A 25,268-nucleotide genomic window follows, 5' to 3' on the forward strand; every position below is an offset into this window, starting at 1 on the left:
TGATTGGCAACGATAGCTATGGAGGTACACCCAGTAACATTTCGAACCTGGAAGTTAAGCCCATAAACGCTGAAAGTACTTGGGGGGCAGCCCCCTGGGAGGATAGGAAGTTGCCAATCTTTTTTATTTTTTGTAAAAATAAAAAGATTAATTTAATGGTGGTAGTAGAAACTTTATAATGATAAAAGATAATTTAAAGGATTAAATTCGTCTGTTATATGATTTGAAAATCAAATTTTTTAGAAAAAAATGTATTTTTTCCAACCAATTTATCTTGACTTTTTCCATTTAATTGGGTATAGTAAATATAGAAACATAAAAAATCAGGAGGTATTTAGAATGCACGTAATAGATAAAGACACTTGTATTGGATGTGGAGCTTGTGAAGGGACTTGCCCAGTATCAGCAATATCAGCTGACGCTAATGGAAAATATGAAATTGGAGAGGCTTGTGTAGACTGTGGAGCTTGCGCAGGAGTTTGCCCAGTATCAGCAATAACAGCATAGTTATGAATTTGAAGTTTAAAGCTTAGGGAAAAACCTAAGCTTTATTTTTTTTTGTTTTTTTTGTATACTAAAGTAAAAAGGACGGTTATTATGAATTTAAATTTAAGCCAAAAAGAAGCTGTAGAAAATGTTGATGGACCTTTACTTATAATAGCTGGTCCAGGTTCTGGAAAAACAAGAACTCTAGTTGAAAGAATGATCTATATGATAAAGGAAAAAAATATAAAACCAGAAGAAATTTTAGTTTCTACTTTTACAGAAAGAGCAGCAAGAGAGTTGACAACAAGAATAGGAAATAGATTAAAAAATGAAAAAATATATTTAGAAGGTTTGTATATAGGAACACTTCATTCAATTTGCTTAAAACTAATAGATGAGAATATAGAGTATTCAAATTTAAAAAAAGGATACAGAGTTTTAGATAATGTAGATCAAAAGTTTTTTGTTTTTTCAAAATTAAAATTTTTTAAAGAGGTTAATGGATTCAAAGAGTTTTTTCAAAATAAAAATTATTTAACAAATTGGAAAATTGGAGAAATTTTAATAAAATGGTTTAATAAATTTAGTGAAGAGGGGCTTAATTTAGATGATAATAGCTTTTTAACACAAAGTTATCAAATGTATAAAAGATTAATTTTTCAAGAGAATGTCATAGATTTTTCTATGATTCAATGTGAGGCTTATAGAATTTTAAAGGAAAATTTAGAAATTTTAAAAAAACTTCAAAGTAAAATAAAATATACAATGATTGATGAATATCAAGATACAAATACAATACAAGAAAAATTAATTTTTCTAATAGGTGGAAAAGAACAAAATATTTGTGTAGTTGGAGATGACGATCAAGGAATATATAGGTTTAGAGGTGCTACAATTAGGAATATTCTTCAATTTGAAGGTAGAGTGGGAAGAGTATGTAAAATTGTTAAATTGGAAGTAAATTATAGGTCAGAAAAAGATATTGTTAATTTTTGCAAAGAGTGGATAGATAGCTTATATTGGGATGACTTTAGACACTCAAAAGAACTAATAGTGCCTAAAGAAAAAAATATAGATAGAACACGAGTTGTAAAATTATCTGTGGAAAATTCTGAAAATAAATGGCAAGAAAGAATTGCTAATTTTTTGATTTTTATGAAAAATTCAAAAAAAATAAGTGATTATAATCAAGTAGCTTTTTTATTTAGATCAGTGAAGAATAAAAAAATAGTTTCACTGGCGCATTATTTGGAATATAGAGGGATTGGTGTCTATTCTCCCAGATCAAATCTATTTTTTAATAGAGATGAAATTGTACTAATTATAGGTATTTTTCTTTATGTTTTATTAAGAGAAAATAGTAGGGTTTATAATAGTGAATATAAATTAGAAATATTAGATTATTATAAAAAATGTTTAAATATTTTAGAGAAAAAAATAAAAGCAGACGAAGAGTTAAAAAAAGAGTTAGAAATAATAAAGAGTGAATATGAAAATATAGATAAAAATATAGGAAGCCTTCTAAATCTATATTACAAAATTATCTCTGTAAAATGTTTTAAAGAGATATTTGAAAATGAAGATAATAGTGTCTTAGAAAATAGAGCTTTATATAATTTAGGTATATTTTCAAAAATTGTTGAAAAGGCAGATAAAATATCTAGTGTTCAAAATTTAAATAATGAAAATATAGTAAAAATTGGAGATTATTTTTTTACAATGCATTTGAAATTTTTAAAACAAAATGGAGTAGATGAGTATGAGGATATAAAAGAGTATGCTCCAAAAGGGGCAGTTTCATTCTTAACAATTCATCAGTCAAAAGGATTAGAATTTCCTATTGTAATAGTAGGATCTTTAGAAAGTGTTCCTGAGTCAGATAAAAATGATGAGGAAGAACTAGAAAAAAAATACATTCCTTATAACGATTTTGAGCCTGAATATAGAATAAAAGATTTTGATTTTTGGAGGTTATACTATACAGCCTTCTCAAGAGCTAAAAATTTGTTGATTTTGAGTTGTATAGAAAGTAGCAAAGGGAAAAGACAGATACCATCTTTACCATTTAAAAGAGTTTATGAAAATATTCCAGATATATTATCTGGAGACTTAAATTTTTCAGAGTTAAATATAGAAAATACAAGTATTATAGATATTAAAGATAGTTACTCTTATACAGGAGATCTTTTAAAATATAAAGAGTGTCCGTATAGATATAAATTAAATAAAATTTATGATTTTCAAAGAAAAAAAACAATTGAAAATTTTTATGGAACTTTAATTCATGAAAGCTTTGAGTATTTAAATCTTTCTATATTAAATGGCAAGGATTTAAATGTAGAGAAAATACAAAATAAATATTATTCTGATTATGAATCTATGAAAAAGAAGGAGAATTTATTTTTAGATAAAGAGGTTTTAAATAGAGGATTAGAACAAATTTTAAACTACTATAATGGTGATTTGTTAAAAAAGAAAATAATAGATGTTGAAAAAAGTTTATTTGTATTCAGAGGTAGTTATACGATTGAGGGGAAATTAGATTTAATTATACAGGATGAAGAAAATTTGAAAATTGTAGATTTTAAAACAGGATCAGACAATATAGATAGAGAAAGTTTAGAAAATTATATATCACAAATAAAACTTTATTGTTATTTATTATCAATGAATAGTGAAAGGAAAGTTTCAGGAGGATACATATATTTTGTAAAAAATGAAAATAAAATTGAAGTTCCCTATAATTTAGGAGATGAAGAACATATTTTAAAAGATTTTGATACGATAACAGAGCAGATATCTAACGGTATATTTTCAGAAAAAAGATTATCTGAAGAAAAATGTTTAAAATGTGAATTTAAAAAGCACTGTTTTGGTATAAATATGATATAATAATAATAAAAAAATTAGGTGATAAAAATGTATGTAGTGTTAAAAGAAAGTGCTACATCTGAAGAGATCTTAGAGCTAAAGAAGTTTATAGAAAAAACAGGGCATGGAGCTTTAGAGATTTTAGATGGTAGCATAAAAAAAATAGGAATAATGGGAAAAAAGGGTGGACTAACTAAAGAGGAATTGAAGGAATTCCCAATAGTTAAAGAGATCGTAAAGGTAGGAAAGCCTTTTAAGTTCGTTAGTCGAGAGTTTAAAAAAGAGGATACCCTTATAGAAATAAAAGGTAGAAAAATAGGTGGAACAGATTTAATTCTAATGGCAGGGCCATGTTCAATTGAAAATAAAGAGATGATGATGGAGATTGCTAAAGTTGTAAAGGAAAATGGAGGAGAGTTTTTAAGAGGTGGAGCTTTTAAGCCAAGAACATCTCCATATGACTTTCAAGGTTTAGGAGAAGAAGGTCTAAAGTATATGAGAGAAGCATGTGATAAATATGACCTTATAATGGTAACAGAGGTAATGGATACCAGAGATATAGAGTTGATAGAAAAATATACAGATATATTTCAAGTTGGAGCTAGAAATATGCAAAATTTTAGCTTATTGAAAGAACTAGGAAAGACAGATAAACCTATTCTTTTAAAAAGAGGATTGAGTGCTACAATAAGAGAGTTTTTAATGGCAGCAGAATATATAGTTGCTTTTGGTAATGAAAAAGTTATTCTTTGTGAAAGAGGAATTAGAACATTTGAAATTGCAACTAGAAATACTGTTGATATAAATGGAGTGGCACTTTTAAAAGAAAAGTCTCATCTTCCAATCATAATAGATGCAAGTCATGGAACAGGTAAAAAATCTTTAGTTGAGCCAGTGACGTTAGGTTGTATGCTGGCAGGAGCAGACGGTGCCATGGTAGAAATACATCAAAATCCAGCATGTGCTTTATCTGATGGAGAACAAAGTTTAAATTTTCAAGAGTTTGAAATTTTATGTAAAAAAATGAAAAAAACATTGGAATTTAAAGAGAATTTAAAATGTTTATAGATAAAGAGTTTTATTATGAACTTGAAGAGTTTTCAAAGTTAGGATTAAAGGCAATTTATACCACTAAAAGTTTTGGAGATGTAAAAAAAGAAGAGGACAGAAATAAAATTGAGTCTTTATTAAACATCGAGAATAAAAAAATATATTCAGGATTTCAAACTCACTCATCAAATATTGTAGTTATAGATGAAGAAACAGCAACTTATTCAGAAGACACAGATGGATTTATAACTAAAAGAGATGATATAGTTATATTTACAAAATATGCCGATTGTTTGCCTATATACATATATGATAGTGAAAATGGAGCTTTTGGATGTGTTCACTCAGGATGGGTTGGAAGTTTTGAAAATATCGGTTTAAAAGCTATTGAGATGATGATAAAAGAGTTTGGTAGTAAAGTGAAAAATATTATAGTAGCATTTGGAATAGGAATATCTCTTGAGAATTATGAGGTATCAGAAGAGTTTTATTTGAAATTTAAGAGAAAATTTAGTGAGAAACTTTTAAAAAAAGTTTTTTTGAAAAAAGAGAATAAATATTATTTTGATAACCAACAACTTAATTATAATCTCATGAAAGAGATTGGAGTACAGGAAAAAAATATAGTAACTAATAATCTATGTACATATAGAGATAATTTCCACTCTTATAGAAGAGAAAAAGAGAGTTCAGGAAGAAATGGAGCATATATATTTGTTGACAAAAATAGAGAAAAATGATACAATAATTTGCTAATAAAATGCACATTGATTATTTCTAAACAAGGTGCCCTAAGGGGATGTTTAGTTTTGAGATCAGTGGAAGAAATAACCAAAATTAGGAGGAATTAAAAAATGGCAGTAATTACTATGAAACAATTACTTGAAGCTGGAGTTCACTTTGGACACCAAGCTAAGAGATGGAATCCAAAGATGTCTAGATACATCTTCACTGAGAGAAACGGAATCCACGTAATCGATTTACACAAATCTTTAAAGAAAATTGAGGAAGCTTACGCTGTAATGAGAGAAATCGCAGCTAACGGTGGAAAAGTTTTATTCGTAGGAACTAAAAAGCAAGCTCAAGAAGCTGTAAAAGATCAAGCTGAAAGATCAGGAATGTACTACGTAAACAACAGATGGTTAGGTGGAATGTTAACAAACTACAAAACTATCCAAACTAGAGTAGAGAGATTAAAAGAGTTAGAGAGAATGGATGCTGATGGAACATTAGATACAGCATACACTAAGAAAGAGGCTTCTAACTTCAGAAAAGAGTTAGTAAAACTTTCTAAAAACTTATCAGGAATTAAAGATATGAAAGAAGTTCCAGCTGCTATATTCGTAGTAGACGTTAAGAAAGAAACTTTAGCAGTAGTGGAAGCTGCTAAATTAGGAATCCCTGTATTCGCTATGATCGATACAAACGTAGATCCTGATTTAATAACTTACCCAATCCCAGCAAATGATGACGCTATCAGATCAGTAAAGTTAATCGCTTCTGTAATGGCTAACGCTATCATCGAAGGAAACCAAGGAAAAGAAAACGCTGCAGTTTCAAACGACGAAATCGTTGTTGAAGAAGGATCAGCTGAGTAATAAATACTTGAATTTAATGGAATTGAGGGCATAGCCCTCAATTCCTTGTACTATATAGATATGTAGAAATTCTAAAAATTTAGGAGGAAAAAATGGCAGAGATTACAGCAAAATTAGTAAAAGAACTAAGAGATAGAACTGGTGCTGGAATGATGGATTGTAAAAAAGCATTAGGAGAAACAAACGGAGATATCGAAAAAGCGATAGACTTACTAAGAGAGAAGGGAATTGCTAAAGCTGCTAAGAAATCAGGAAGAACAGCTGCAGAGGGATTAATATTTGACGGTGTTTCTGCTGATAACAAAACAGCAGTAGTGTTAGAGTTCAACTCTGAGACAGACTTCGTTGCTAAAAACGATGAGTTCAAGGCTTTAGGAGCAAAAATGGTAGAGATCGCTTTAAGACCAGAGATCAAAACTGTTGAAGATTTAAAAGCTGCTGAGATTGATGGAGTTACTGTTGAGACAACTATAACTAACTTAATCGCAAAAATCGGTGAGAATATGTCTCTAAGAAGATTTGAAAAAGTAACTACTGAAGGGTTTGTAACTACTTACAACCACTTAGGAGGAAAATTAGGAGTTATCGTTGAGATGACTGGAGAAGCAACAGAAGGAAACATCGCTAAAGCTAAGGATATCGCAATGCACGTAGCAGCTATGGATCCTAAATATGTTGATAGATCAGTTGTAACAACAGATGATTTAGATAGAGAGAGAGAGATTTCTAGAAAGCAATTAGAGGCTGAAGGAAAACCTGCTCAAATCATCGAAAAGATTTTAGTTGGAAAAATGAACAAGTTCTATGAGGAGAGCTGTTTAGTTGACCAAATTTTCGTAAAAGCTGAAAATAAAGAGACAGTTGCAGAGTACGCAGGAGATATTAAAGTAGTTTCTTTCGCTAGATACAAAGTTGGAGAGGGAATCGAAAAAGAAGAGGTAGATTTCGCAGCAGAAGTTGCAGCTCAACTTAACGCGTAATACAACAAAGTATAGGGGTGCGACTTAGCACCCCCTTTTTTTAAGCTAAATATGATAATAGAGGAGAGTTTTGAGATGAAGCCAATTTATAATAGAATTCTATTAAAATTAAGTGGAGAAGCTTTAATGGGAGACCAAGAATTTGGAATCTCTTCAGAGACAATAACTTCATATGCTAAACAAATAAAAGAGATAGCAGACTTAGGGGTAGAAGTAGGAATAGTTATCGGTGGTGGTAACATATTTAGAGGGTTATCTGGAACTGAGCAAGGAATAGATAGAGTAACTGGAGATCACATGGGTATGTTAGCAACAGTTATAAACTCATTGGCTCTTCAAAACGCAATTGAATTATTAGGAGTACCTACAAGAGTGCAAACAGCAATCGAAATTCCAAAGGTAGCTGAACCCTTCATAAAAAGAAAAGCTCAAAGACATTTAGAGAAGGGAAGAGTTGTAATATTTGGTGGTGGAACAGGTAACCCTTATTTCACAACTGATACAGCAGCGGCACTTAGAGCAATTGAGATCAATGCAGATGTTGTAATAAAAGCAACTAAAGTTGATGGAATCTATGATAAAGATCCTGTAAAGTTTGCTGATGCAAAAAAATATACAGAAGTTACTTATACAGAAGTTTTAAATAAAGATTTAAAAGTTATGGATGCAACTGCAATCTCTTTATGTAGAGAAAATAAGTTACCAATAGTTGTATTTGATTCATTGACAGAAGGAAATATAAAAAGAGTGGTTCTTGGTGAAAAAATAGGAACAACTGTAATAAACGGATAATTTTAGGAGGGTAAAATGAGCGCACAAGTAATAATGAATGATTGTAGAGATAAAATGGATAAAGCTATTGAATCTACAAAGCATAAATTTGCATCAATAAGAGCAGGTAGAGCTAACGTTTCAATGTTAGATGGAATAAAAATAGAGCAATATGGATCGTTAATGCCTTTAAATCAACTTGGAACTGTATCAGCTCCAGAAGCTAGACTATTAGTGATTGATCCTTGGGATAAATCAGTTATACCTATGATTGAAAAAGTAATAATGACTTCAAACTTAGGATTAACTCCAAATAACGACGGAAAAGTTATCAGATTAATGATTCCTGAGTTAACTGCTGATAGAAGAAAAGAGTACGTAAAATTTGCTAAAACTGAAGCAGAAAATGGAAAAGTTGCAGTTAGAAATATCAGAAAAGATATGAATAATAACTTAAGAAAGTTAGAAAAAGATGGAGATATAACTGAGGACGATTTAAAGAGATTTGAAGATGATGTTCAAAAGTTAACAGATGCAACAATAAAAACAATTGATCAACTTCTAGCTTTAAAAGAGAAAGAGATTACAACTGTATAGTTTAAATTGAAAGAGAGCTAATTAGCTCTCTTTTTTTGTAAGTGAAATATACAATATTAAAAACAAACCACTAAAAAATAATAAAATTATTAAAACCTTATTAGCTGAAGAATAATTTCCAGATTCAATAGCAGAGTATAGAGCCAACGGTAAAGTTTGAGTTTTACCTGGGATATTTCCAGCTATTAAAATAGTTGCTCCAAATTCACCAAAAGCTCGGCCAATTCCTAAAATAACTCCTGAAAAAACTTTTCTATAGCTCAAAGGAAGATAAATATACCTAATCATATTTAATTTAGAAACTCCAAGGCATTGTGCTGTTTCTATATAAGCTTTATCAATAGTATCAAATCCGACTTTAACGCCTTGATAAATTATAGGCAGAGAAACTATTATTGCAGCAATAGCTGCTCCTTCAAAAGAGAATATGAATCTAAAGCTAAAAAGGTTATAAAAAATTTTTCCAATAAAACTATTTTTTCCTAAAAAAATAATCAACATATACCCAATAACAGAAGGGGGTAAAAAAATAGGTAAAGTAACTATAAATTCTATTGTTTTTTTAAAATTATTTTTATTATTAAAGGAAAAATAAAGTATAATGCTAAAAAGCAAATTAAATGTTAGAGATAAAAAAACAATACTTAAAGACAATTTAAGAGGTGTAATCATTCCCAACCTTTTCCTCTTAAAAATTTTAAAAATTTCTCAGCATCCTCTTTATTTTTAGTTGTTTTTGAAATACCAATTGAATATTCAATTGGTTTATGAAGTTTTTTAGGAAAAATTTCAACAATTTTTGAATTTTTTAACAGCTTTGTATCTGTTAGGTAGATAATTCCAAAGTCGGCCTCCCCTAATTCAACATAGGAAAGTACACTCCTAACATCTTTTCCGTATACTAAAGAGTAATCTTTCAGTGGAAGATTATTTAAAACTTCAGTTGCATATTGACCAGCAGGAACATACTTGGGGTCACCAATAGCTAAAACACCACTATTGGAAGATGTGTTGCTATTTTTTATTAAAACTAAAGAGTTTTTTAAAATAACTTCTTCATTGTATATGTGATTACTGTTTTTTAAATCAATCATATAATCCCTATTAGCAAGAAATATAATATCAACATCTCCACCTTGTTCTAACTGTCTTTTTAAAGTTCCAGAACCTCCTAAATTTAAAGAGATATTTAATTCAGGGTCTATAGCTTTGTATTCTTGAATATTTTTTTCTAAATACTCTTTTAAAGAGGCTGCGCCACTTATTAAAATCTCTTTAGAAAGGATAGACTGAAATAAAATAATGAAAATAAAAATAATATTTTTCACAAATACCCCCATTAATTAATATTATTTATTCATTTGATAAAGAGTATATAGACCTCTAAGACTTAATTCAGGACAATATTCATCAATTTCTTGAATCTCAGCAAGAAGGATTTTTCCAAGACCTCCTGTAGCTATAACATATGGGTCAGAAACAATTTTTTTAATTTCGTGTATAATATTTTTTAATTGTCCAGCGTATCCATAGAAAATTCCAGCTTGGATTTGTTCAGCTGTATTTTTACCAAGAATACTTTCAGGGGTACTAAACTTAACTTTAGGAAGTTTAGCAGTATTTCCAAATAAAGCATTGATAGACATCTCTATTCCAGGTAAAATTCCACCTCCAATGTACACTCCATCTTTTAAAACTTCATACGTAGTAGCAGTTCCAAGATCAAATATAACAAGATTTCTATTTGGATAATCAATTATAGCTTGAGCAATATCAATAATTCTATCAGCACCAAAACCATTTATTTGAAGATTTTCAGCAAAAGAAAATGGAAGTTTTAAATTTAAATCTATAATCATAGGTTCGATTTTAAAGTATTTTCTTCCTAGGAATTGAAATATTCCTATTAAATTTGGAACAACAGATGAAATAACAATTCCATTTAGTTTTTTAATTTCAATACCATTAAAATCGCATATATTTTTCAAGTATGAAAAGTACTCATCCTCAGTTAATTTTTCATTTGAAGATACTCTAAAGCTAAGTAGAACTTCTCCTTTCGGATTAAGCAAACCAGTAACAATATGAGTATTTCCAATATCTACAGCTAAAAGCATGTAATCACCGCCTAATAAAAATTTAGATAATCAATATTATAAACTATATTTGAAAAAATGTAAATTTTTCTCGGATAAATTATTTAAATGAATTATAATATAACAAATAGAGTATGAGGTGTTTATATGAAAAAATCAGTAGGGATAGTTGTAGAATATAATCCTTTTCATAATGGACATAAATATCATTGTTTAAAGGCTAAAGAACACGGTGATGTTGTTGTTGCAGTTATGAGTGGAGATTATGTACAAAGGGGAGAACCAGCTTTTATAAATAGATGGACAAGAGCAGAGTTAGCTTTAAAAAATGGTGTCGATATAGTGGTGGAGTTGCCAATATTTTATTCAACTCAAAGTGCAGAGATATTTGCCAGAGGGGCGATAGGGATATTAAACTTAATGAATATAGAAAAAATAGTTTTTGGGTCTGAAACTGGAGATGTAAAAAAATTAATCGAAAGAGGAGAGTTAGAAGAGAAAGAGGAGTTTAAAGTAGAATTAAAAAAGCAATTGAAAGAGGGACATTCTTATCCAACAGCTTATTCAAATACTTTAAAGATATTAGATAAAACAGATGAATTAGATTCTAATGACATTTTAGGTGTTGAATATATTAAAGCTTTAAAGTTTTGGAAAAGTAAAATAGAACCAATTGCTATAAAGAGAGAAAAAAGTGGATATTATTCAGAGGAGATAAAAGATGGAATTGCCAGTGCCACTGGTATTAGAAAAAAAATTCAATCTGGAGAAGAGATAAAAGATGTTGTACCAGATACAACATATGAAATATTAAAAGAGAGTTTAGAAAAAAATAGTTTTGCAAAACTACAAGATTTTTATCCATTTATAAGACATAGAATACTTTTAGAAAAAGAAAGATTAGAAAGAATTCAAGATATAGAACAGGGATATGAAAATAGAATATATGAGGCTGCTTTTTCTTCTAAGGATTTTGAAAGTTTTTTTGAAAAAATAAAAAGTAAAAGATATACTCAGGGAAGAGTTCAGAGAATTTTAATTCATATATTGTTAGGAATAGAGAAGAAACAAGTAGAGAGAGTAAAAGAAAAGATTCCCTATATAAGAGTCTTAGGATTTACTAAAGAGGGACAAAATTATTTGAAAAAATTAAAAGATGAAGAAGTAGAAGTTTTAACATCATTAAAGAATATACAAAAATATTTAGAAAAAGATTCCTTAGATTTGCTAGAACAAAATGAAGTGGCAAGTAAGATTTACGCAATGGTAAATCCGTATGAGGATAGAAAAATACCTATAATTATAAAGTAGAGGCACTATGGAGATAATAAAATTAACAAAAGATATAGAAGATATTTTAAACATTTTAAATACTCAAGGTAAAGGGTATATTGTAGGTGGTTATGTAAGAGATTATCTGCTAGGGTTAATTCCTAAAGATTGTGATTTTTGCACAGATATAGATTATCCAAGATTAAAAGATATTTTTAAAGACTATTCACCAAAAGAGATTGGTAAAGCCTTTGGAATAATTCAAATAGTCTATAAGGGAAAAAGTTACGAGATTGCAAAATTAAGAAAAGATATAGTATTCACATCTTTTAGAAATATAGCTGAAGTGGAATTTATTAGCGATATCTACGAGGACTTAAAGAGAAGAGATTTTACAGTTAATGCAATAGCTTATGATGGAAATAATCTGATTTATTCATCAAAAAAAGAAATGGATGATATAAAAAATAGAGTTTTAAGATTTGTTGGAAATGGAAAAAAAAGAATAGAAGAGGATCCTTTAAGAATACTAAGAGGAATAAGAATAGCTGGTGAAAAAAATTTATTAATATTAGAAACTACAAAAAAAGAGATAAAAGAGTGTAAAAAAGAGATAAAAAGAGTTTCTATTGAAAGAGTTCAAGATGAGTTTTTTAAGATGTTAAAAGGAGAGAACTCAAGTAACTCTTTTAAATTTTTATATGATTTAGGAGTTTTGGGAGAACTATTTCCAAAGACATATGAAGATATGAAATTAAATGAAGTATTGGAAGATTTAGATAAAATAGATAAACTGTTTTTATCAGAAGAATTTTTAATATTAAAATTAGTAATTATTTTTAATAAAAATAAAGATGAATTAAATCTTTTAAAGTTGGATAATAAAAGTAAAAAATCGATTTTAAATATAATTGAAAATTTAAAAAAAATAAAAAATGTTTGTAGTAAATACGAAATAAAAAAGATGATTATGACTATAGGGCTAAAAGATTTCAAAAGTATATTAGAGATAGAAAGTTTGAGAAATAATGTGTCTTTAATAAAAGAGAGATTCAATGAAATTATAATAAATAATGAACCTATTTTTATGAAGGAGTTAGCAATTTCAGGAAAAGATATATTGGATTTAGAAATAAAAGATGGGAAAAAAATTAAAGAGTTATTAGAAAAATCCTTAGATATAGTTTTAAAAAATCCTGAACTAAACCAAAAATATTGTTTACTAAAATTGATAGAGGAGGAAAAAATTTGAAGCGAAGAATACCTTTAGCAACACAGATATTTTATGGAGTAGGAGTAAGCTATGCTATTGTGGATCAAATATTTGCCCAGTGGATTTTGTACTTCTATCTTCCACCAGAAAACTCTGGACTTAAACCATTTTTAACACCAGTTTTAATATCATTAGCATTGGCTATTTCAAGAGTTGTAGACATGATTTCAGATCCAGTAGTGGGATATTTATCAGATAAATTTAATAGCAGATGGGGAAGGAGAATACCATTTATTGCTGTAGGGGCTATTCCATTGGCTATAGCAACAGTAGCTTTTTTCTATCCTCCAATGGTAAGTGAAAGAGGAACATTTATTTATTTAGCGATAATAGGGTCTTTATTTTTTACTTTTTATACAATTGTAGGAGCTCCCTATAATGCTTTAATACCAGAAATTGGAGAGAACTCAGAGGAGAGATTGAATCTATCTACATGGCAATCAGTTTTTAGATTAATATATAGTGCAATTGCCATGATTTTACCAGGAGTTTTAATTAAGTATTTTGGTAAGGGAGATACATTAGTTGGGATTAGAGGGATGGTTATCTCTTTGAGTATTTTGTGTGTTTTAGGACTGTATGTAACTGTATTTTTAGTTCCTGAAAAGAAATATTCAAGGCCTGTTGAACATGTAGGAAATATAAAAGAGATTTTAAAAGAAGTAGTGAAAGATAAAGACTTTAGAAATTATTTGTTGGGATTACTATTTTTCTTTGTAGGATTTAACTCTTTAAGAGCTATGATGAACTATTATGTTGAGGATATAATGGGTTATGGAAAAGAAACTATAACTATAGCATCAGCTTTATTATTTGGAGCATCAGCACTGTTTTTCTATCCTGTAAATAAATTATCAAGAAAATTTGGATATAGAAAAATTATGCTGGGATCACTAATTGGATTAATAATACTAACAATAGCTTTATCACTGTTAGGGAAAATAATACCTGTAAAATATGGATTTTTAATATTCGCTCTTTTAGGAATACCAATATCAGGAGCAGCATTTATATTTCCGCCAGCAATGATGAGTGATATCAGTGAAAAAATAAGTAAAAGAATAAATAATAGAATCGAAGGAGTTTGCTTTGGAATTCAAGGGTTTTTCTTAAAAATGGCATTTTTAGTATCAATAGTTGTATTACCATTGATGCTTGTTTTAAGAGGAAGTGGAGAGGTAACAAAGTTTGGTATATACTCATCGGCAATGTTTTCAGCAGTATCTTTTGTAATCTCATATATATTTTATTTTAAATATAATGAATAGGAGGAGTGTTGAAAAAAACAGAAATTGGGGCATTAATTGTAATTTTTGCCTCAATTTTCTTTTTTAGGTTGTATTGGACAACATCTAAAGAGAAAATTGAGATAGGAGATATTATTGAACTAACTGGTAGAGTAGATGCAGGAAGAGGAAGAGTTGAAAATATAAATGGAAAATATCCAGTAAAAAAAATGTATTTTACAGTAAACAAAGTAGAAGATGGAGAGAAAATTATTTTAGGAGAAGTGAAAAAAATAGAGTTTTCTAAATGGGGAGCTCAATATACCATAGAAGCAGAAGAGGTAAAAAATAAAGAGAATATATTGAGAAATTTTTTTATAAAAAAAATAAAGAAAATAAGTGAAGATTACTCCTTTAGTTTAGAACATTTTTTAAGAGCAACGATCTTAGGAGAGGGACATTTATTGGATGAAGACATAAAAGAAAAATTTAGATACACAGGAACAGCTCACTTATTGGTAATATCGGGTTTACATATAGGAGTAATTATTGCGGGAGTATCATTGTTACTATTAAAATTAAACATTCAAAAAAGAAAGAGGTATATTCTAGTTTTTATCATTTTAACACTGTATGTTATTTCTATTGGAAAATCTCCATCAATATTTAGAGCGTATATAATGGGATCAATTTATTTATTAGGAAATATTTTATATGAGAAAGTAAATAGTAAAAAAAGCTTTATACTAGCTTTTTGTTGTTCGCTTATAATTTTTCCAACATGGATTTACTCTATATCTTTTTGGATGTCATATATAGCAGTATTTTCTATAATTTTTATCTATGAAAAAATTCCTAAAATAAAAAAATATAAGAATAAATATTTAAATAAAATATTAGATATGTTATTAATGACTTTAACAATTCAGCTTTGTATGACACCAATTTTATATATATTTTTTAATACTATTCCTTTATTTTCAATTTTTAGTAATCTAATTATAATTCCAATAGCATCACTTTTTATAATGATAAGTTTTATAACAATATTTTTATCAAATTTTTATTTAGAATTTTTGACAGTTTCATTGGTCAACTATACTTATGTAATTCTAATAAAGGGTGTTGAGTTATTGAGTGAAATTCCTTATTTGACTTTAGAATTATAGTTATGCTAAGCTATTCATACGAGGTGATAAAAATGATTGTTTTAAAGGTTATAATTTTACTATTTTCTTTGGTGTTACATGAATTAGCTCACGGATATATGGCACTTTTTTGTGGAGATAAAACAGCTAAATATTCAGGAAGACTATCTTTAAATCCATTAAAGCATTTAGATCCAATAGGAGCATTAGTACCAATTTTTATGCTGTTGAGCGGTTCAAATTTTATAATAGGATGGGCTAAACCAGTACCTGTAAATTATTTTGCTTTTAGAAATGGGAGAGTTGGAGAATTTTTAGTTTCAATAGCAGGTGTTTTAACAAATTATTTATTGATGATACTTGGTGCTATATTGATAAAATATGGAGTAATACCATTCAATGATATATCCATATACTTTATAATAATAAATATGGCTTTAGGGACATTTAACCTTTTGCCGATTCCTCCACTGGATGGTTCTAGAGTTATAGCATCCTTTTTAAATGATGATAATAGAGTGAAAATATTTACTCTAGACACATATGGTATTTTATTTATAATAGTATTAAGTTATTTTGGACTTTTAAGTAAAATAATGTCTCCTATATACAATATTTTAGTGAGATTTATAGATTTAATAATTAGGAGTTAAGTTAATGAAAAGTATAAAAAAAGCTGTGAGAATAGAGTTTGAAGAAAGAAAATCAAAATTTATAGGTTATGCTAAACCAATCTCAACGAAAGAGGAAGCTGAAGAGTTTATAAGTATGATTAGGGAGATGCATCCAGATGCTACTCATAATTGTATAGTTTATAGAGTTATTGATAATGGACAGGAGTATTTTAAAGCTGATGATGATGGAGAGCCTAGTGGAACAGCTGGAAAACCTATGGGTGAGATACTGACTTATATGGAGATCAATAATGTGGTAGTGGTAGCTACGAGGTATTTTGGTGGTATAAAGTTAGGAGCTGGTGGTTTAGTAAGAAATTATGCTAAAACTGCAAAACTAGCAATTTTAGAGGGAGAAGTTATAGAATTTATAGAGAGATTTGAGTGTTTGTTAGATTTTTCTTATGAAAAGATAAATGAAGTAGAGACATTGCTTATAAATGGGAATGAAGAGTTAGTGAATAAAGATTTTAACGAACGTGTAACGTATAGAGTTAAAGTTTCAAATGAGACATTAGAAAAGTTAAAAGAGATTAAAGATATACTGGTAATTATGTAAAAACAGGTAGATTACTCTACCTGTTTACTTTTATTTTATAATCTTTTTTTTTGAATAAAAATAGCAATAGTAAAGTTAAAGTAATATAAGCAAACTCAACAACAATTATATAGTATGGCCATTCTCCAAAATAGTTAAGAGGAGAAGAGAATGTAGGCTTTCTATTGATATAAAGATAGTTTGTTCCAAGAACTGTATTAATAAAATAAACACCAGCTGCAATAACATTTAAACCAAGAAGTGAAGCAGTCCAAGATTCCAAAGATGGTCTTAATTTAAAAACTTTGTACTCTACTATTGCAACAAAAATTATATAAAAATGTGTTGAGAAAAAACTTATGTTGAAGAAATGAGGAAATGTTTCTCTCGCTTCAGGTGTCAATAGAGCAAAAACCGCTCCGATAGACCAAAAAAATGTTGCATATAAAAAAGGTGGGAATCTAAATATAGATCCAAATACTGCAAATATAAGTGTTATATTGCAAAGGTGTAGTGGAAGTAGCTGATACCAAGCTTCACCAATTAATTTGTATTTGATAAAAAGTTCACCACATTTAATTAACAAGATAACAAAAGATATAATCCTCATAATTTTTTTTGGTTGTGGATTATATGCAACTCCAAAATAAAGAAACAGAAAAACCAAAGAATATCCCAAAAGATAAAAAAGATGTAATTTATCAAATAGTTCGAACTCCATGTACTCCTCCTAATTTATTTATGAAAACCTAAATCTGCGGGGTTGATATCCCCAGAAACGTGTTGAATAGTTCCACCTAGACTTTCAAACTGTGCTCTTTTTTCAGCGGTTTTCTTAATAAGATTTATAGTTTTTTCATTTAGTAACGATTTATTATAATGCCCTTTAGACCAATAATCAATAATTAATTTACTATCTCCAAAAATTTTAAAGTTTCTTTCTCTTAAAGCTATATCAATAGCTAAAAAAATACCAATTAATTCGCCATAGTTATTTGTACTACCTTGTGGTGCAAGGTAATTTCCAAATTCGTTTATCATTTTTTCAGGCATAATATTGTCTAATAAAGAGATACCTGAACGATTTGTAACTCTGACCTCAACTCCAATTCCTCTTCCAGTTCCAGCATCAAAATAGATACCATCTTCTAATTTAGTTTTAGCTTCTTGAATTTTTGATTTTTTATCTTCGTACAACCCACCATTTTTCAACCATTCTTTAGCTTCGTTTTCAGTTTTGAAAGATTTATAACGAGCTTTTTTTCCTTTAGTAGCGTTTTGGCATTCAGGCCAAGAGGTCACAATTTTTGAGTAGTTTTCATTATCTATAATAAAAGCATAATATTTTGTAGCCATAATTCTCCCTTTAAAGTTTTATAATATTTTATCATAAAATTAAAAAAAATAAAAAGGAAAGAGAACAAAATAGTAAAAAAACTTTAAATAGATAATAAAAAAATGTTGCAAAAATTGAAAAATTATGATAGAATTTTTACGATAAATAGAAAGATTTTAGGAAGGTGAAATTAATGAGAAAAGGAATTCATCCAGAGTACAAAGTAATAACTGTTGATTGTACATGTGGAAACAAATTTGAAACAAGATCAACTTTAGCAAAGGGAGACGAGCTTAAAATAGCTGTTTGTTCAAACTGTCACCCATTCTATACTGGAAAAGCTAAGTTCATAGACGCAGCTGGAAGAGTAGAGCAATTCAATAAGAGATTTGGATTAAAAAAATAAGAAAACGGGACTATGTCCTGTTTTTTTTTAAAGAAATATAACTAGGGAGGTTAAAATGGCTGTAATAGAAATAAATCATCCACTAATACAACATAAATTAACATTATTAAGAAATAAAAATACGGATACAAAATCATTCAGAGAAAATTTAAATGAGATATCTAAGTTGATGACTTATGAAGTAACAAAAAATTTAGTTTTAGATGAAATTGAGGTTGAGACTCCTCTAATGAAAACAACTGGATATACATTGGGAACAAACATTGCAGTTGTACCTATTTTAAGAGCTGGATTAGGAATGGTAGATGGAATTGTATCTTTAATTCCAACAGCAAAAATAGGGCATATAGGAGTTTATAGAGATGAGGAAACTCTACAACCAGTATATTATTACTGCAAACTTCCTGTAGATGTTCAAAACAAACAAGTTATATTAGTAGATCCAATGTTAGCAACTGGTGGATCAGCAATTTATGCAATAGACTATTTAAAAAATGCTGGAGTAAAAAATATAGTATTTATGTGCTTAGTAGCAGCTCCAGAGGGAATTGCAAAAGTTTTACAAACTCATCCAGATGTAGCAATCTATACAGCTAAAATTGATCAAGGATTAGATTCGAATGGATATATCTATCCTGGATTAGGAGATTGTGGAGATAGAATATTTGGAACAAAATAGATAAAAAAAGCTGAACCAAGTTCAGCTTTTTTTTATTGAGTTAAAATTATTTGAATTATTATATTTATAGTTATATAATTTAGAACAAAATTAGAAGTAAGAGGAGGTATGGGTGTTAAGTGTTATAATTCCAGCTTATAATGTTGAAAAATATATTGAAAGATGTATAAATTCAGTTTTAAATCAAAAATTAAAAAATATTGAAATAGTAATCATAGATGACGGATCAAAAGACAAAACTTCAGATATTTGTTTAGAAGTATCTAAAAATAATAAAAATATAATATATAAAAAAGTTCAAAATAGTGGTTGTAGTGCTGCTAGAAATTTAGGAATCTCAATAGCTAAAGGAAAATATATAGCTTTTTTAGATTCTGATGATTGGGTAGATTTAGACATGTATATAGATATGTTGGAAGAGGCTGAAAAAAAACAAGCAGACATAGTTATCTGTGGTTTTAAAAAATTGGATGAGAATAAAAAACTTCTTTCAACAGTTAAAGTTCCTAAAAAAAGTAATAAAGATGAGTATACTGATTGTACAACAGAGTGGTTTTCATCACCATGTAATAAAATTTATAAAAAAGATCTATTAGAAAAAAATAACATTAAATTTTTGTTAAATATTTATACTGGTGAAGATATGTTTTTTAATTTTATGAGTTTTTTTTATAGTGATAAGATAACTTCTATAGATAAACCTTATTATAATTATTTTATGAATCAAAATTCAGTTTCAAATAATTATAAAAATAGAACAGATATTTATATTGTTATAAGAGAGTTAATCTCTTTCTATAAAAGAAATGGGGTATATGAGAAAAATGTAAATAAAGTTAGGGAATGCTTTAAATATCATGGTATAATATACCCCTTTGATGTACTTCAAAAATTAAGTGAAAATAAAGTTGAAAACTGGAAAAGGTTTTATATAAAGATAAAAGAAGAAATAAATAGCTTAAAAGAAATAGCAACCGTAGATATAAAAATATATTATTGCTATAGAGTCTTTAGATTAAAAATGATATGGCTTAAGAGATTAAAAAAAATGTTAACAATAAAATAGGGTGTGGGACAGTGAAAAAAATATTAATAAAGGCATATGCGCAATTAAATTTAGGAGATGATCTTTTTATAAAAATGCTTTGTGAAAGATATAAAGATACTGAGTTTTATCTTTTTGCTACTCCTGAATATGAAAATCTAAAAGGGATTGAAACAAATAATTTGAAAATTTTATATAACGATACCTTCATAAAAAAGATATTATTTCGTTTAGGAAGAAAATTTGGAGTATCCAATATATTAGAGGATTTAAAAGCAAAAGAGTTAGATGGTGTTGTTAATATAGGGGGATCAATTTTTATAGAAAACGATTTTTCAAAAGAAGATTTCAAGATTAGAGAAAGAAATTTAGAATTTGGAAAAAATTATTTTGTTTTAGGAGCAAATTTCGGTCCTTATAAAAGTGAAAGTTTTAAAGAGATGTACCATGAATTTTTTAAAAAATGTAAGGATGTATGTTTTAGAGAAAGATATTCATATGAAATTTTTAAAGATTTAGAAAATGTAAGGTTTGGAAAAGATATAGTTTTTAGTTTAAAGCAAGATGCCATAGCAAAAGAAGACTATGTTTTATTTTCTATAATTTTACCATCAGCTAGACAAGGATTTTCTGGAATAGAATCAGAATATTTTAATAGATTGAAAACATTGACTTTAGATATTATAAAAAGTGGGAAAAAAGTTAAATTCATGTCTTTTTGTCAAGGAGAAAAGGATGAAGAAGCTATAAAAAAAATATTAAATATGATTCCAAATGAACAACATAAATATATTTCTAAATATTTTTATAGAGGAGATATGAATGAAGCATTAGAAGTACTAAATAAAGCTGATAGTATTGTAGCAACAAGATTTCATGCAATGATATTAGGATTCGTTCTTAAAAAACCTGTTTTTCCAATAGCATATAGTAAAAAAATGACAAATGTTTTAGAAGATTTAGAGTTTAAACAAAATTATGTTTCTTTAGAAAATTTACAAGGATTAAATTTTGAAAAATTTAAAGAAAATGAGGCACTATCTCCGAACACTCTCATAAGAGCAGCTCAAGATGGAGAAAGGCATTTTTTAAAATTAGATGATTTTTTAAGTGAATAGAGGTTGATATGGCTAGAAATGAACTAAAAATAGGAACAGCTCTTTCAATGATGACAATAGTTATAAGTTCTGTTATTCAAATATTATATACACCTCTATATATGAGGTATTTAGGACCAGGAGATTATGGAATAAACTCGTTGGTACAGTCAATAATGGGATATATATCTATTTTAAATTTAGGATTAGGAAATACAATGCTCAGATATACAACAAGATATAGAGCAGAAGGAAAAATAGAAGAGGAAAAATCTTTAAATGGAATGTTTTTAGTTATTTTTTCTATTTTAATGACTATAGCTTTTGTTATAGGAGTTTATATTTATATAAATATAGGAAAGTTTTTTGGTGAGAGATTTACACTGCAGGAACTGGAAAAAACAAAAGCAGTATTTGTAATATTAGCATTAAATGTGATTATATCTTTTCCCATGGGAATTTTTTCTACAAACATAACATCTAAAGAAAAGTTTATATATCAAAGAGGAATAAAACTTATAACAATCATATTGAATCCAATAGTGGGTGCGATTTTAATGATGAGTGGATTTGGACTTGTAGCAGTAACTATTTCCACTGTATGTTTTGCAATATTATCCTATTTGTTTGATATGCTTTATGCTTTTAAATTAGGAATGAAAATAAAATTTTCTAAATTTAATAACAATATTTTAAAAGAGATATTTATTTATTCATTTTTTATTTTTTTAAATGTATTAATTGATCAAATCTATTGGGGGACTGATAGAGTTATAATAGGAAAATATGTGGGAGTTCAAGGAATTGCAATATACTCTGTTGGAGCGATTTTTAATACTCTTTATATGGGGTTTGCATCAGCCGTTTCAGGTGTTTTATTTCCAAGAATAAATAGATTAATAGTAGAAGAAAAGCATCAAGAAGTAGATGAAATGTTTTTAAAAATTGGAAGATTACAATATATACTTTTAGGTTTAATATCTTCTGGATTTATATTGTTTGGAAAAGATTTTATAACTTTATGGGTTGGGAAAGAGTATATTGAAGCATATAGTATAGCATTATGGATAATGATACCCTTGACAGTGCCTTTAATTCAAAGTACTGGAGTAAGTATAATGCAGGCTAAGAATATGCATCAATTTAGATCTATCGTTTATTTTATAATAGCTATTTTAAATTTAGTTCTTAGTATTATTTTTGTAAAAAGAGTAGGAGCAATAGGATGTGCTATAGCTACAGGACTTTCCTTTATTTTAGGGCAGATAATAGTTATGAATATCTATTATAAAATTTCAGTAAAGTTAGATATAGTTAAATTTTGGAAGAATATTTTAAAGATGTCAATACCAATAGCTATTGTAATGATATTTGGATATGTTATAAACTTGTATTTAGTAGAGATAAATTATTTAAATTTCTTAGTAAAGATAGGACTTTATACTATAGCATATGGAATATTACTTTGGTTTATGGGGCTAAATAGCTATGAAAAATCTCAAGTTTATATATGGAAAAAGTAAAAAAGTGATGTAATTAAACATCACTTTTTTTATTAGTAATATATTCCTCTGTTAAGAAATGGATTCCTAAAAATAAGATATACCATCCAAAAACAACATAAACAGCTTTGTCAGTTAGTAAAGGTAATACTATGATTAAAGAACCAAAAAGAAAATGTAGAAGACCTTTTACAATAACTAAGATTTTTACTTTAGCTTTTGTATTCTCCCAAGATGTAAGTTTATTGTCTCTGCCTAAAATTAGTATTAAACCTTTTAAACAAAGAAGTCCGCCAATATAACTTGTAAAAAATAGTTGGCTTGTAAAAGTATTTAAAAGAATGACAGCTACAGATAGAAGCTCTACTAGTCCTTCTCCCAAAACAAGTCCCCAATGGAAATATGGACTTTTTCGATTAGTCATTGAATAGAAAATATGATATATACCATTTAAAAATAAAATAGTACTTAAAATATACTCTATATTTTGATTAAAAAATCCCATATTGCTAATTCCAAGAGCACCTATTAGAATGTAAAAAATTCCTAGTGTTAAGAAAAATGATTTAAATTTTATTGTCATTATAAATTCTCTCCTTATAAAGAATAGTTATTAATTGAATTATATCAGAGTTTAGAAAACACTTCAATTAAAAAAAACTTCACATAAACGCGATAGATTGGTATAATATTAAAAAAGTTTTTTTAGGAGGGACAGATGTTTTCAAAAAATATACAAAATTTAAAAACATCTCCAGTGAGAGAGTTAATACCATATTCAAAAAAGGCTAAAGATGCTGGTGTAGATATAATACATTTAAATATAGGTCAACCAGATTTAGAAACTCCAAAGGAGTTCTTTGAAGCATTAGAGAATTTTGGAGAGAGAACAATAGCTTATTCAGACTCATCAGGGAGAAAAGAGTTAATAGACTCAATAAAAAAATATTATAATAATTTAGGAATAAATTATGAAAATGACGAAATACTAATAACTGCTGGTGGAAGTGAAGCACTACTATTTACATTGATGACACTTTTTAATGCAGATGAAGAAGTTTTAATTCCAGAACCATATTATGCAAATTATAACAGTTTTTTTGCTATGTTAGGAATAAAAGTTGTAGGAATTCCTACAAAATTTGAGGAAAACTTTAAACTTCCAGAAAAAAGTGTAATTGAAAATTTAATTACAGAAAAAACAAAAGCTATAATGTTTTCAAATCCAGGAAATCCTACAGGATCAGTTTATTCCAAAGATGAATTGTTAATGTTAAATGAGATTTCAAAAGATAAAAATTTATTTTTAATAAGTGATGAAGTTTATAGAGAGTTTATTTATGATGGAAAAGATACTGTTAGTTGTGGAACTTTTGTAGATAACCTAGAGAGAATAGTATTAATAGATTCTATTTCAAAAAGATTTTCAACATGTGGTGCAAGAGTTGGAACTATTTTAAATAAAAATAAAGAGTTTATGTCTTATATTTTAAAGTTATGTCAATCAAGATTATCAATATCAACTCTTGATATGATCGGGGCAGAAGCACTATATAGATGTATGGGTAAAGATTACTATGAAGCTGTGAATAAAAAATATATGGAAAGAAGAGATTTTCTATATGAAGGATTAAATAAAATAGATGGAGTAGTATTAAATAAACCAGAAGGAGCATTCTACTGTATTGTGGAACTTCCTGTAAAAGATGCGACGGACTTCTCTAAATGGTTGCTTGGGGAGTTTTCATATGAAAATTCAACGGTTATGCTAGCACCAGCAAAAGGGTTCTACCAAAATGAAGAGTTAGGATTGAATAAAATTAGAATATCATATGCTTTAGAATTGGATAGATTGGAAAAAGCTATAAAAATAATAGAGTTAGGATTAAAAAAATACAACAGTAAATAGAGAGGCTGACCTTAATGGTCAGCCTTATTTTTTTAAAAGAAGCTCTCTAAACTCTTTAGCAGTCATTCTATTGCTTTTAATCTCTTTCTCTATTTTTGTAGGTGCTACTACTTTAGGAGTATATAAAGAATTAGTGAGGGAGTTGATGTGTGTAATGGCTACAGCGATAGCATCAGCGGCATCATCTGGTTTAGGAATCTCATCTAATTTTAAGATTTTTTGAACCATAAGTTGTACTTGCTTTTTATCTGCTTTACCATAACCAGTAATTCCCATTTTAACTTGAAGTGGTGTATAACTTTCTATTTGTAAATTGTTTTTTCTACCAGCTAAGATGATAACTCCTCTAGCTTGTCCAACACTGATAACAGTTTTGTTATTTTTGAAAAAGAAAAGTTCTTCAACAGCCATAAACTGCGGAGCGTAAAAATCTATAATCTCTTCAAGTTCATTAAAAATTTGTAAAAGTCTATCTTCCATAGGAAGGTTTTTATCAGTGAAAATACATCCATATTTTATTAAATTAATTTTATTTCCTTTATAATCTAAGATGGAATATCCAACGATTGCAGTACCAGGGTCAATACCTAAAATTCTCAAAAAAATCACCTCTAAAATAGTGTAACATGAGACAAGAAAAAAAACTAGGAGATGTGTATAAGTTTAAAAATTATGGTATAATAGAAAACATAAAAAGATAGAATAACAGGAGAG

At 28.1% G+C, this 25,268-nt stretch carries 27 protein-coding genes and 1 rRNA gene; 21 read left to right on the top strand and 7 right to left on the bottom strand.

All coding sequences use genetic code 11. The features are described from left to right. Positions 1 to 2: 2 nt before the first annotated feature. From rrf to frr, 9 genes are all read left to right on the top strand, one after another. Positions 3 to 119: ribosomal RNA gene (gene rrf, locus ACRC8M_RS12145) — 5S ribosomal RNA — on the top strand. A 220-nt stretch (positions 120 to 339) separates the two neighbouring features. Continuing rightward, complete coding sequence (locus tag ACRC8M_RS12150; protein WP_023052384.1) at positions 340 to 507, top strand: 4Fe-4S binding protein; 168 nt, start codon at positions 340 to 342, stop codon at positions 505 to 507. 90 nt (positions 508 to 597) lie between these two features. Then, positions 598 to 3,378, top strand: a complete 2,781-nt coding sequence (locus tag ACRC8M_RS12155) for a UvrD-helicase domain-containing protein (RefSeq protein ID WP_438529378.1) — start codon at positions 598 to 600, stop codon at positions 3,376 to 3,378. Positions 3,379 to 3,405: 27 nt separating this feature from the next. Beyond that, positions 3,406 to 4,425, top strand: coding sequence for a 3-deoxy-7-phosphoheptulonate synthase (aroF, locus tag ACRC8M_RS12160; RefSeq protein WP_438529379.1), 1,020 nt, complete (start codon positions 3,406 to 3,408; stop codon positions 4,423 to 4,425). Further along, complete coding sequence (pgeF, locus tag ACRC8M_RS12165; protein ID WP_438529380.1) at positions 4,416 to 5,147, top strand: peptidoglycan editing factor PgeF; 732 nt, start codon at positions 4,416 to 4,418, stop codon at positions 5,145 to 5,147. Before aroF ends, pgeF begins: the two co-directional genes overlap by 10 nt. A gap of 114 nt (positions 5,148 to 5,261) precedes the next feature. Beyond that, complete coding sequence (gene rpsB, locus ACRC8M_RS12170) at positions 5,262 to 6,005, top strand: 30S ribosomal protein S2 (RefSeq protein WP_438529381.1); 744 nt, start codon at positions 5,262 to 5,264, stop codon at positions 6,003 to 6,005. Positions 6,006 to 6,097: 92 nt separating this feature from the next. Next, on the top strand, positions 6,098 to 6,985 hold the full coding sequence (tsf, locus tag ACRC8M_RS12175; protein ID WP_438529382.1) for a translation elongation factor Ts: 888 nt from the start codon (positions 6,098 to 6,100) through the stop codon (positions 6,983 to 6,985). A 75-nt stretch (positions 6,986 to 7,060) separates the two neighbouring features. Then, positions 7,061 to 7,777: a UMP kinase gene (pyrH, locus tag ACRC8M_RS12180; protein ID WP_185891049.1), complete on the top strand. Its 717-nt coding sequence runs from the start codon at positions 7,061 to 7,063 to the stop codon at positions 7,775 to 7,777. A gap of 15 nt (positions 7,778 to 7,792) precedes the next feature. After that, complete coding sequence (gene frr, locus ACRC8M_RS12185; protein ID WP_438529383.1) at positions 7,793 to 8,353, top strand: ribosome recycling factor; 561 nt, start codon at positions 7,793 to 7,795, stop codon at positions 8,351 to 8,353. Positions 8,354 to 8,374: 21 nt separating this feature from the next. On the opposite strand, the gene ACRC8M_RS12190 is transcribed toward frr, so the two are convergent. The 3 genes from ACRC8M_RS12190 to ACRC8M_RS12200 are packed head-to-tail and all read right to left on the bottom strand — an operon-like array spanning position 8,375 to position 10,470. Next, positions 8,375 to 9,025 carry a molybdate ABC transporter permease subunit gene (locus ACRC8M_RS12190; RefSeq protein ID WP_438529541.1) on the bottom strand — a complete coding sequence of 217 codons (651 nt, stop codon included), beginning with the start codon at positions 9,023 to 9,025 and terminating at the stop codon, positions 8,375 to 8,377. After that, on the bottom strand, positions 9,022 to 9,681 hold the full coding sequence (gene modA / locus ACRC8M_RS12195; protein ID WP_438529384.1) for a molybdate ABC transporter substrate-binding protein: 660 nt from the start codon (positions 9,679 to 9,681) through the stop codon (positions 9,022 to 9,024). Before modA ends, ACRC8M_RS12190 begins: the two co-directional genes overlap by 4 nt. 21 nt (positions 9,682 to 9,702) lie before the next feature. After that, positions 9,703 to 10,470, bottom strand: coding sequence for a type III pantothenate kinase (locus ACRC8M_RS12200; RefSeq protein WP_438529385.1), 768 nt, complete (start codon positions 10,468 to 10,470; stop codon positions 9,703 to 9,705). A gap of 126 nt (positions 10,471 to 10,596) precedes the next feature. Here ACRC8M_RS12200 and ACRC8M_RS12205 point away from each other — a divergent pair, with 126 nt between their 5' ends. The 6 genes from ACRC8M_RS12205 to ACRC8M_RS12230 are packed head-to-tail and all read left to right on the top strand — an operon-like array spanning position 10,597 to position 16,601. Further along, positions 10,597 to 11,760 (top strand): nucleotidyltransferase, encoded by a 1,164-nt coding sequence (locus ACRC8M_RS12205; RefSeq protein ID WP_438529386.1) that lies wholly within the window; start codon positions 10,597 to 10,599, stop codon positions 11,758 to 11,760. Between the two features lie 7 nt (positions 11,761 to 11,767). Continuing rightward, positions 11,768 to 12,973, top strand: a complete 1,206-nt coding sequence (locus ACRC8M_RS12210; protein ID WP_438529387.1) for a CCA tRNA nucleotidyltransferase — start codon at positions 11,768 to 11,770, stop codon at positions 12,971 to 12,973. After that, positions 12,970 to 14,262 carry an MFS transporter gene (locus ACRC8M_RS12215; RefSeq protein WP_438529388.1) on the top strand — a complete coding sequence of 431 codons (1,293 nt, stop codon included), beginning with the start codon at positions 12,970 to 12,972 and terminating at the stop codon, positions 14,260 to 14,262. Before ACRC8M_RS12210 ends, ACRC8M_RS12215 begins: the two co-directional genes overlap by 4 nt. Positions 14,263 to 14,270: 8 nt before the next feature. Then, positions 14,271 to 15,389 (top strand): ComEC/Rec2 family competence protein, encoded by a 1,119-nt coding sequence (locus tag ACRC8M_RS12220; RefSeq protein ID WP_438529389.1) that lies wholly within the window; start codon positions 14,271 to 14,273, stop codon positions 15,387 to 15,389. A 32-nt stretch (positions 15,390 to 15,421) separates the two neighbouring features. Next, positions 15,422 to 16,021, top strand: coding sequence for a site-2 protease family protein (locus tag ACRC8M_RS12225; protein ID WP_438529390.1), 600 nt, complete (start codon positions 15,422 to 15,424; stop codon positions 16,019 to 16,021). 4 nt (positions 16,022 to 16,025) lie between these two features. Further along, entirely contained in the window at positions 16,026 to 16,601 is a 576-nt protein-coding gene (locus ACRC8M_RS12230; protein WP_438529391.1) for an IMPACT family protein, read from the top strand. Positions 16,602 to 16,617: 16 nt separating this feature from the next. On the opposite strand, the gene ACRC8M_RS12235 is transcribed toward ACRC8M_RS12230, so the two are convergent. Both ACRC8M_RS12235 and ACRC8M_RS12240 read right to left on the bottom strand, forming a co-directional pair. After that, entirely contained in the window at positions 16,618 to 17,301 is a 684-nt protein-coding gene (locus ACRC8M_RS12235; RefSeq protein WP_438529392.1) for a TMEM164-related integral membrane acyltransferase, read from the bottom strand. Positions 17,302 to 17,315: 14 nt separating this feature from the next. Beyond that, positions 17,316 to 17,936, bottom strand: a complete 621-nt coding sequence (locus ACRC8M_RS12240; protein WP_438529393.1) for a ribonuclease H1 domain-containing protein — start codon at positions 17,934 to 17,936, stop codon at positions 17,316 to 17,318. 173 nt (positions 17,937 to 18,109) lie between these two features. Between ACRC8M_RS12240 and rpmE the strand changes: the two genes are divergently transcribed. From rpmE to ACRC8M_RS12265, 5 genes are all read left to right on the top strand, one after another. Then, positions 18,110 to 18,322, top strand: coding sequence for a 50S ribosomal protein L31 (gene rpmE, locus ACRC8M_RS12245; protein WP_023051931.1), 213 nt, complete (start codon positions 18,110 to 18,112; stop codon positions 18,320 to 18,322). Positions 18,323 to 18,377: 55 nt separating this feature from the next. After that, positions 18,378 to 19,001 carry a uracil phosphoribosyltransferase gene (upp, locus tag ACRC8M_RS12250; protein ID WP_023051930.1) on the top strand — a complete coding sequence of 208 codons (624 nt, stop codon included), beginning with the start codon at positions 18,378 to 18,380 and terminating at the stop codon, positions 18,999 to 19,001. A gap of 112 nt (positions 19,002 to 19,113) precedes the next feature. Then, the gene (locus tag ACRC8M_RS12255; RefSeq protein ID WP_438529394.1) at positions 19,114 to 20,067 is read left to right on the top strand and encodes a glycosyltransferase family 2 protein; all 954 of its coding nucleotides are present in this window, start codon (positions 19,114 to 19,116) and stop codon (positions 20,065 to 20,067) included. Positions 20,068 to 20,078: 11 nt separating this feature from the next. Beyond that, a complete protein-coding gene (locus ACRC8M_RS12260) occupies positions 20,079 to 21,164 on the top strand; it encodes a polysaccharide pyruvyl transferase family protein (protein ID WP_438529395.1) in 1,086 nt (361 codons plus the stop codon). A gap of 8 nt (positions 21,165 to 21,172) precedes the next feature. Further along, the gene (locus ACRC8M_RS12265) at positions 21,173 to 22,666 is read left to right on the top strand and encodes a lipopolysaccharide biosynthesis protein (protein WP_438529396.1); all 1,494 of its coding nucleotides are present in this window, start codon (positions 21,173 to 21,175) and stop codon (positions 22,664 to 22,666) included. A 13-nt stretch (positions 22,667 to 22,679) separates the two neighbouring features. Here the strand turns inward: ACRC8M_RS12265 and ACRC8M_RS12270 are convergent, their stop codons facing one another. Further along, entirely contained in the window at positions 22,680 to 23,228 is a 549-nt protein-coding gene (locus tag ACRC8M_RS12270) for a DUF308 domain-containing protein (protein WP_438529397.1), read from the bottom strand. A gap of 135 nt (positions 23,229 to 23,363) precedes the next feature. Between ACRC8M_RS12270 and ACRC8M_RS12275 the strand changes: the two genes are divergently transcribed. After that, positions 23,364 to 24,554 carry a pyridoxal phosphate-dependent aminotransferase gene (locus tag ACRC8M_RS12275; protein ID WP_438529398.1) on the top strand — a complete coding sequence of 397 codons (1,191 nt, stop codon included), beginning with the start codon at positions 23,364 to 23,366 and terminating at the stop codon, positions 24,552 to 24,554. 24 nt (positions 24,555 to 24,578) lie between these two features. On the opposite strand, the gene ruvC is transcribed toward ACRC8M_RS12275, so the two are convergent. Then, complete coding sequence (ruvC, locus tag ACRC8M_RS12280; protein WP_438529399.1) at positions 24,579 to 25,154, bottom strand: crossover junction endodeoxyribonuclease RuvC; 576 nt, start codon at positions 25,152 to 25,154, stop codon at positions 24,579 to 24,581. Positions 25,155 to 25,268: the final 114 nt, after the last annotated feature.

The organism is Cetobacterium sp., assembly GCF_051653945.1.
In the GTDB taxonomy this organism is placed as follows: Bacteria; Fusobacteriota; Fusobacteriia; order Fusobacteriales; family Fusobacteriaceae; genus Cetobacterium_A.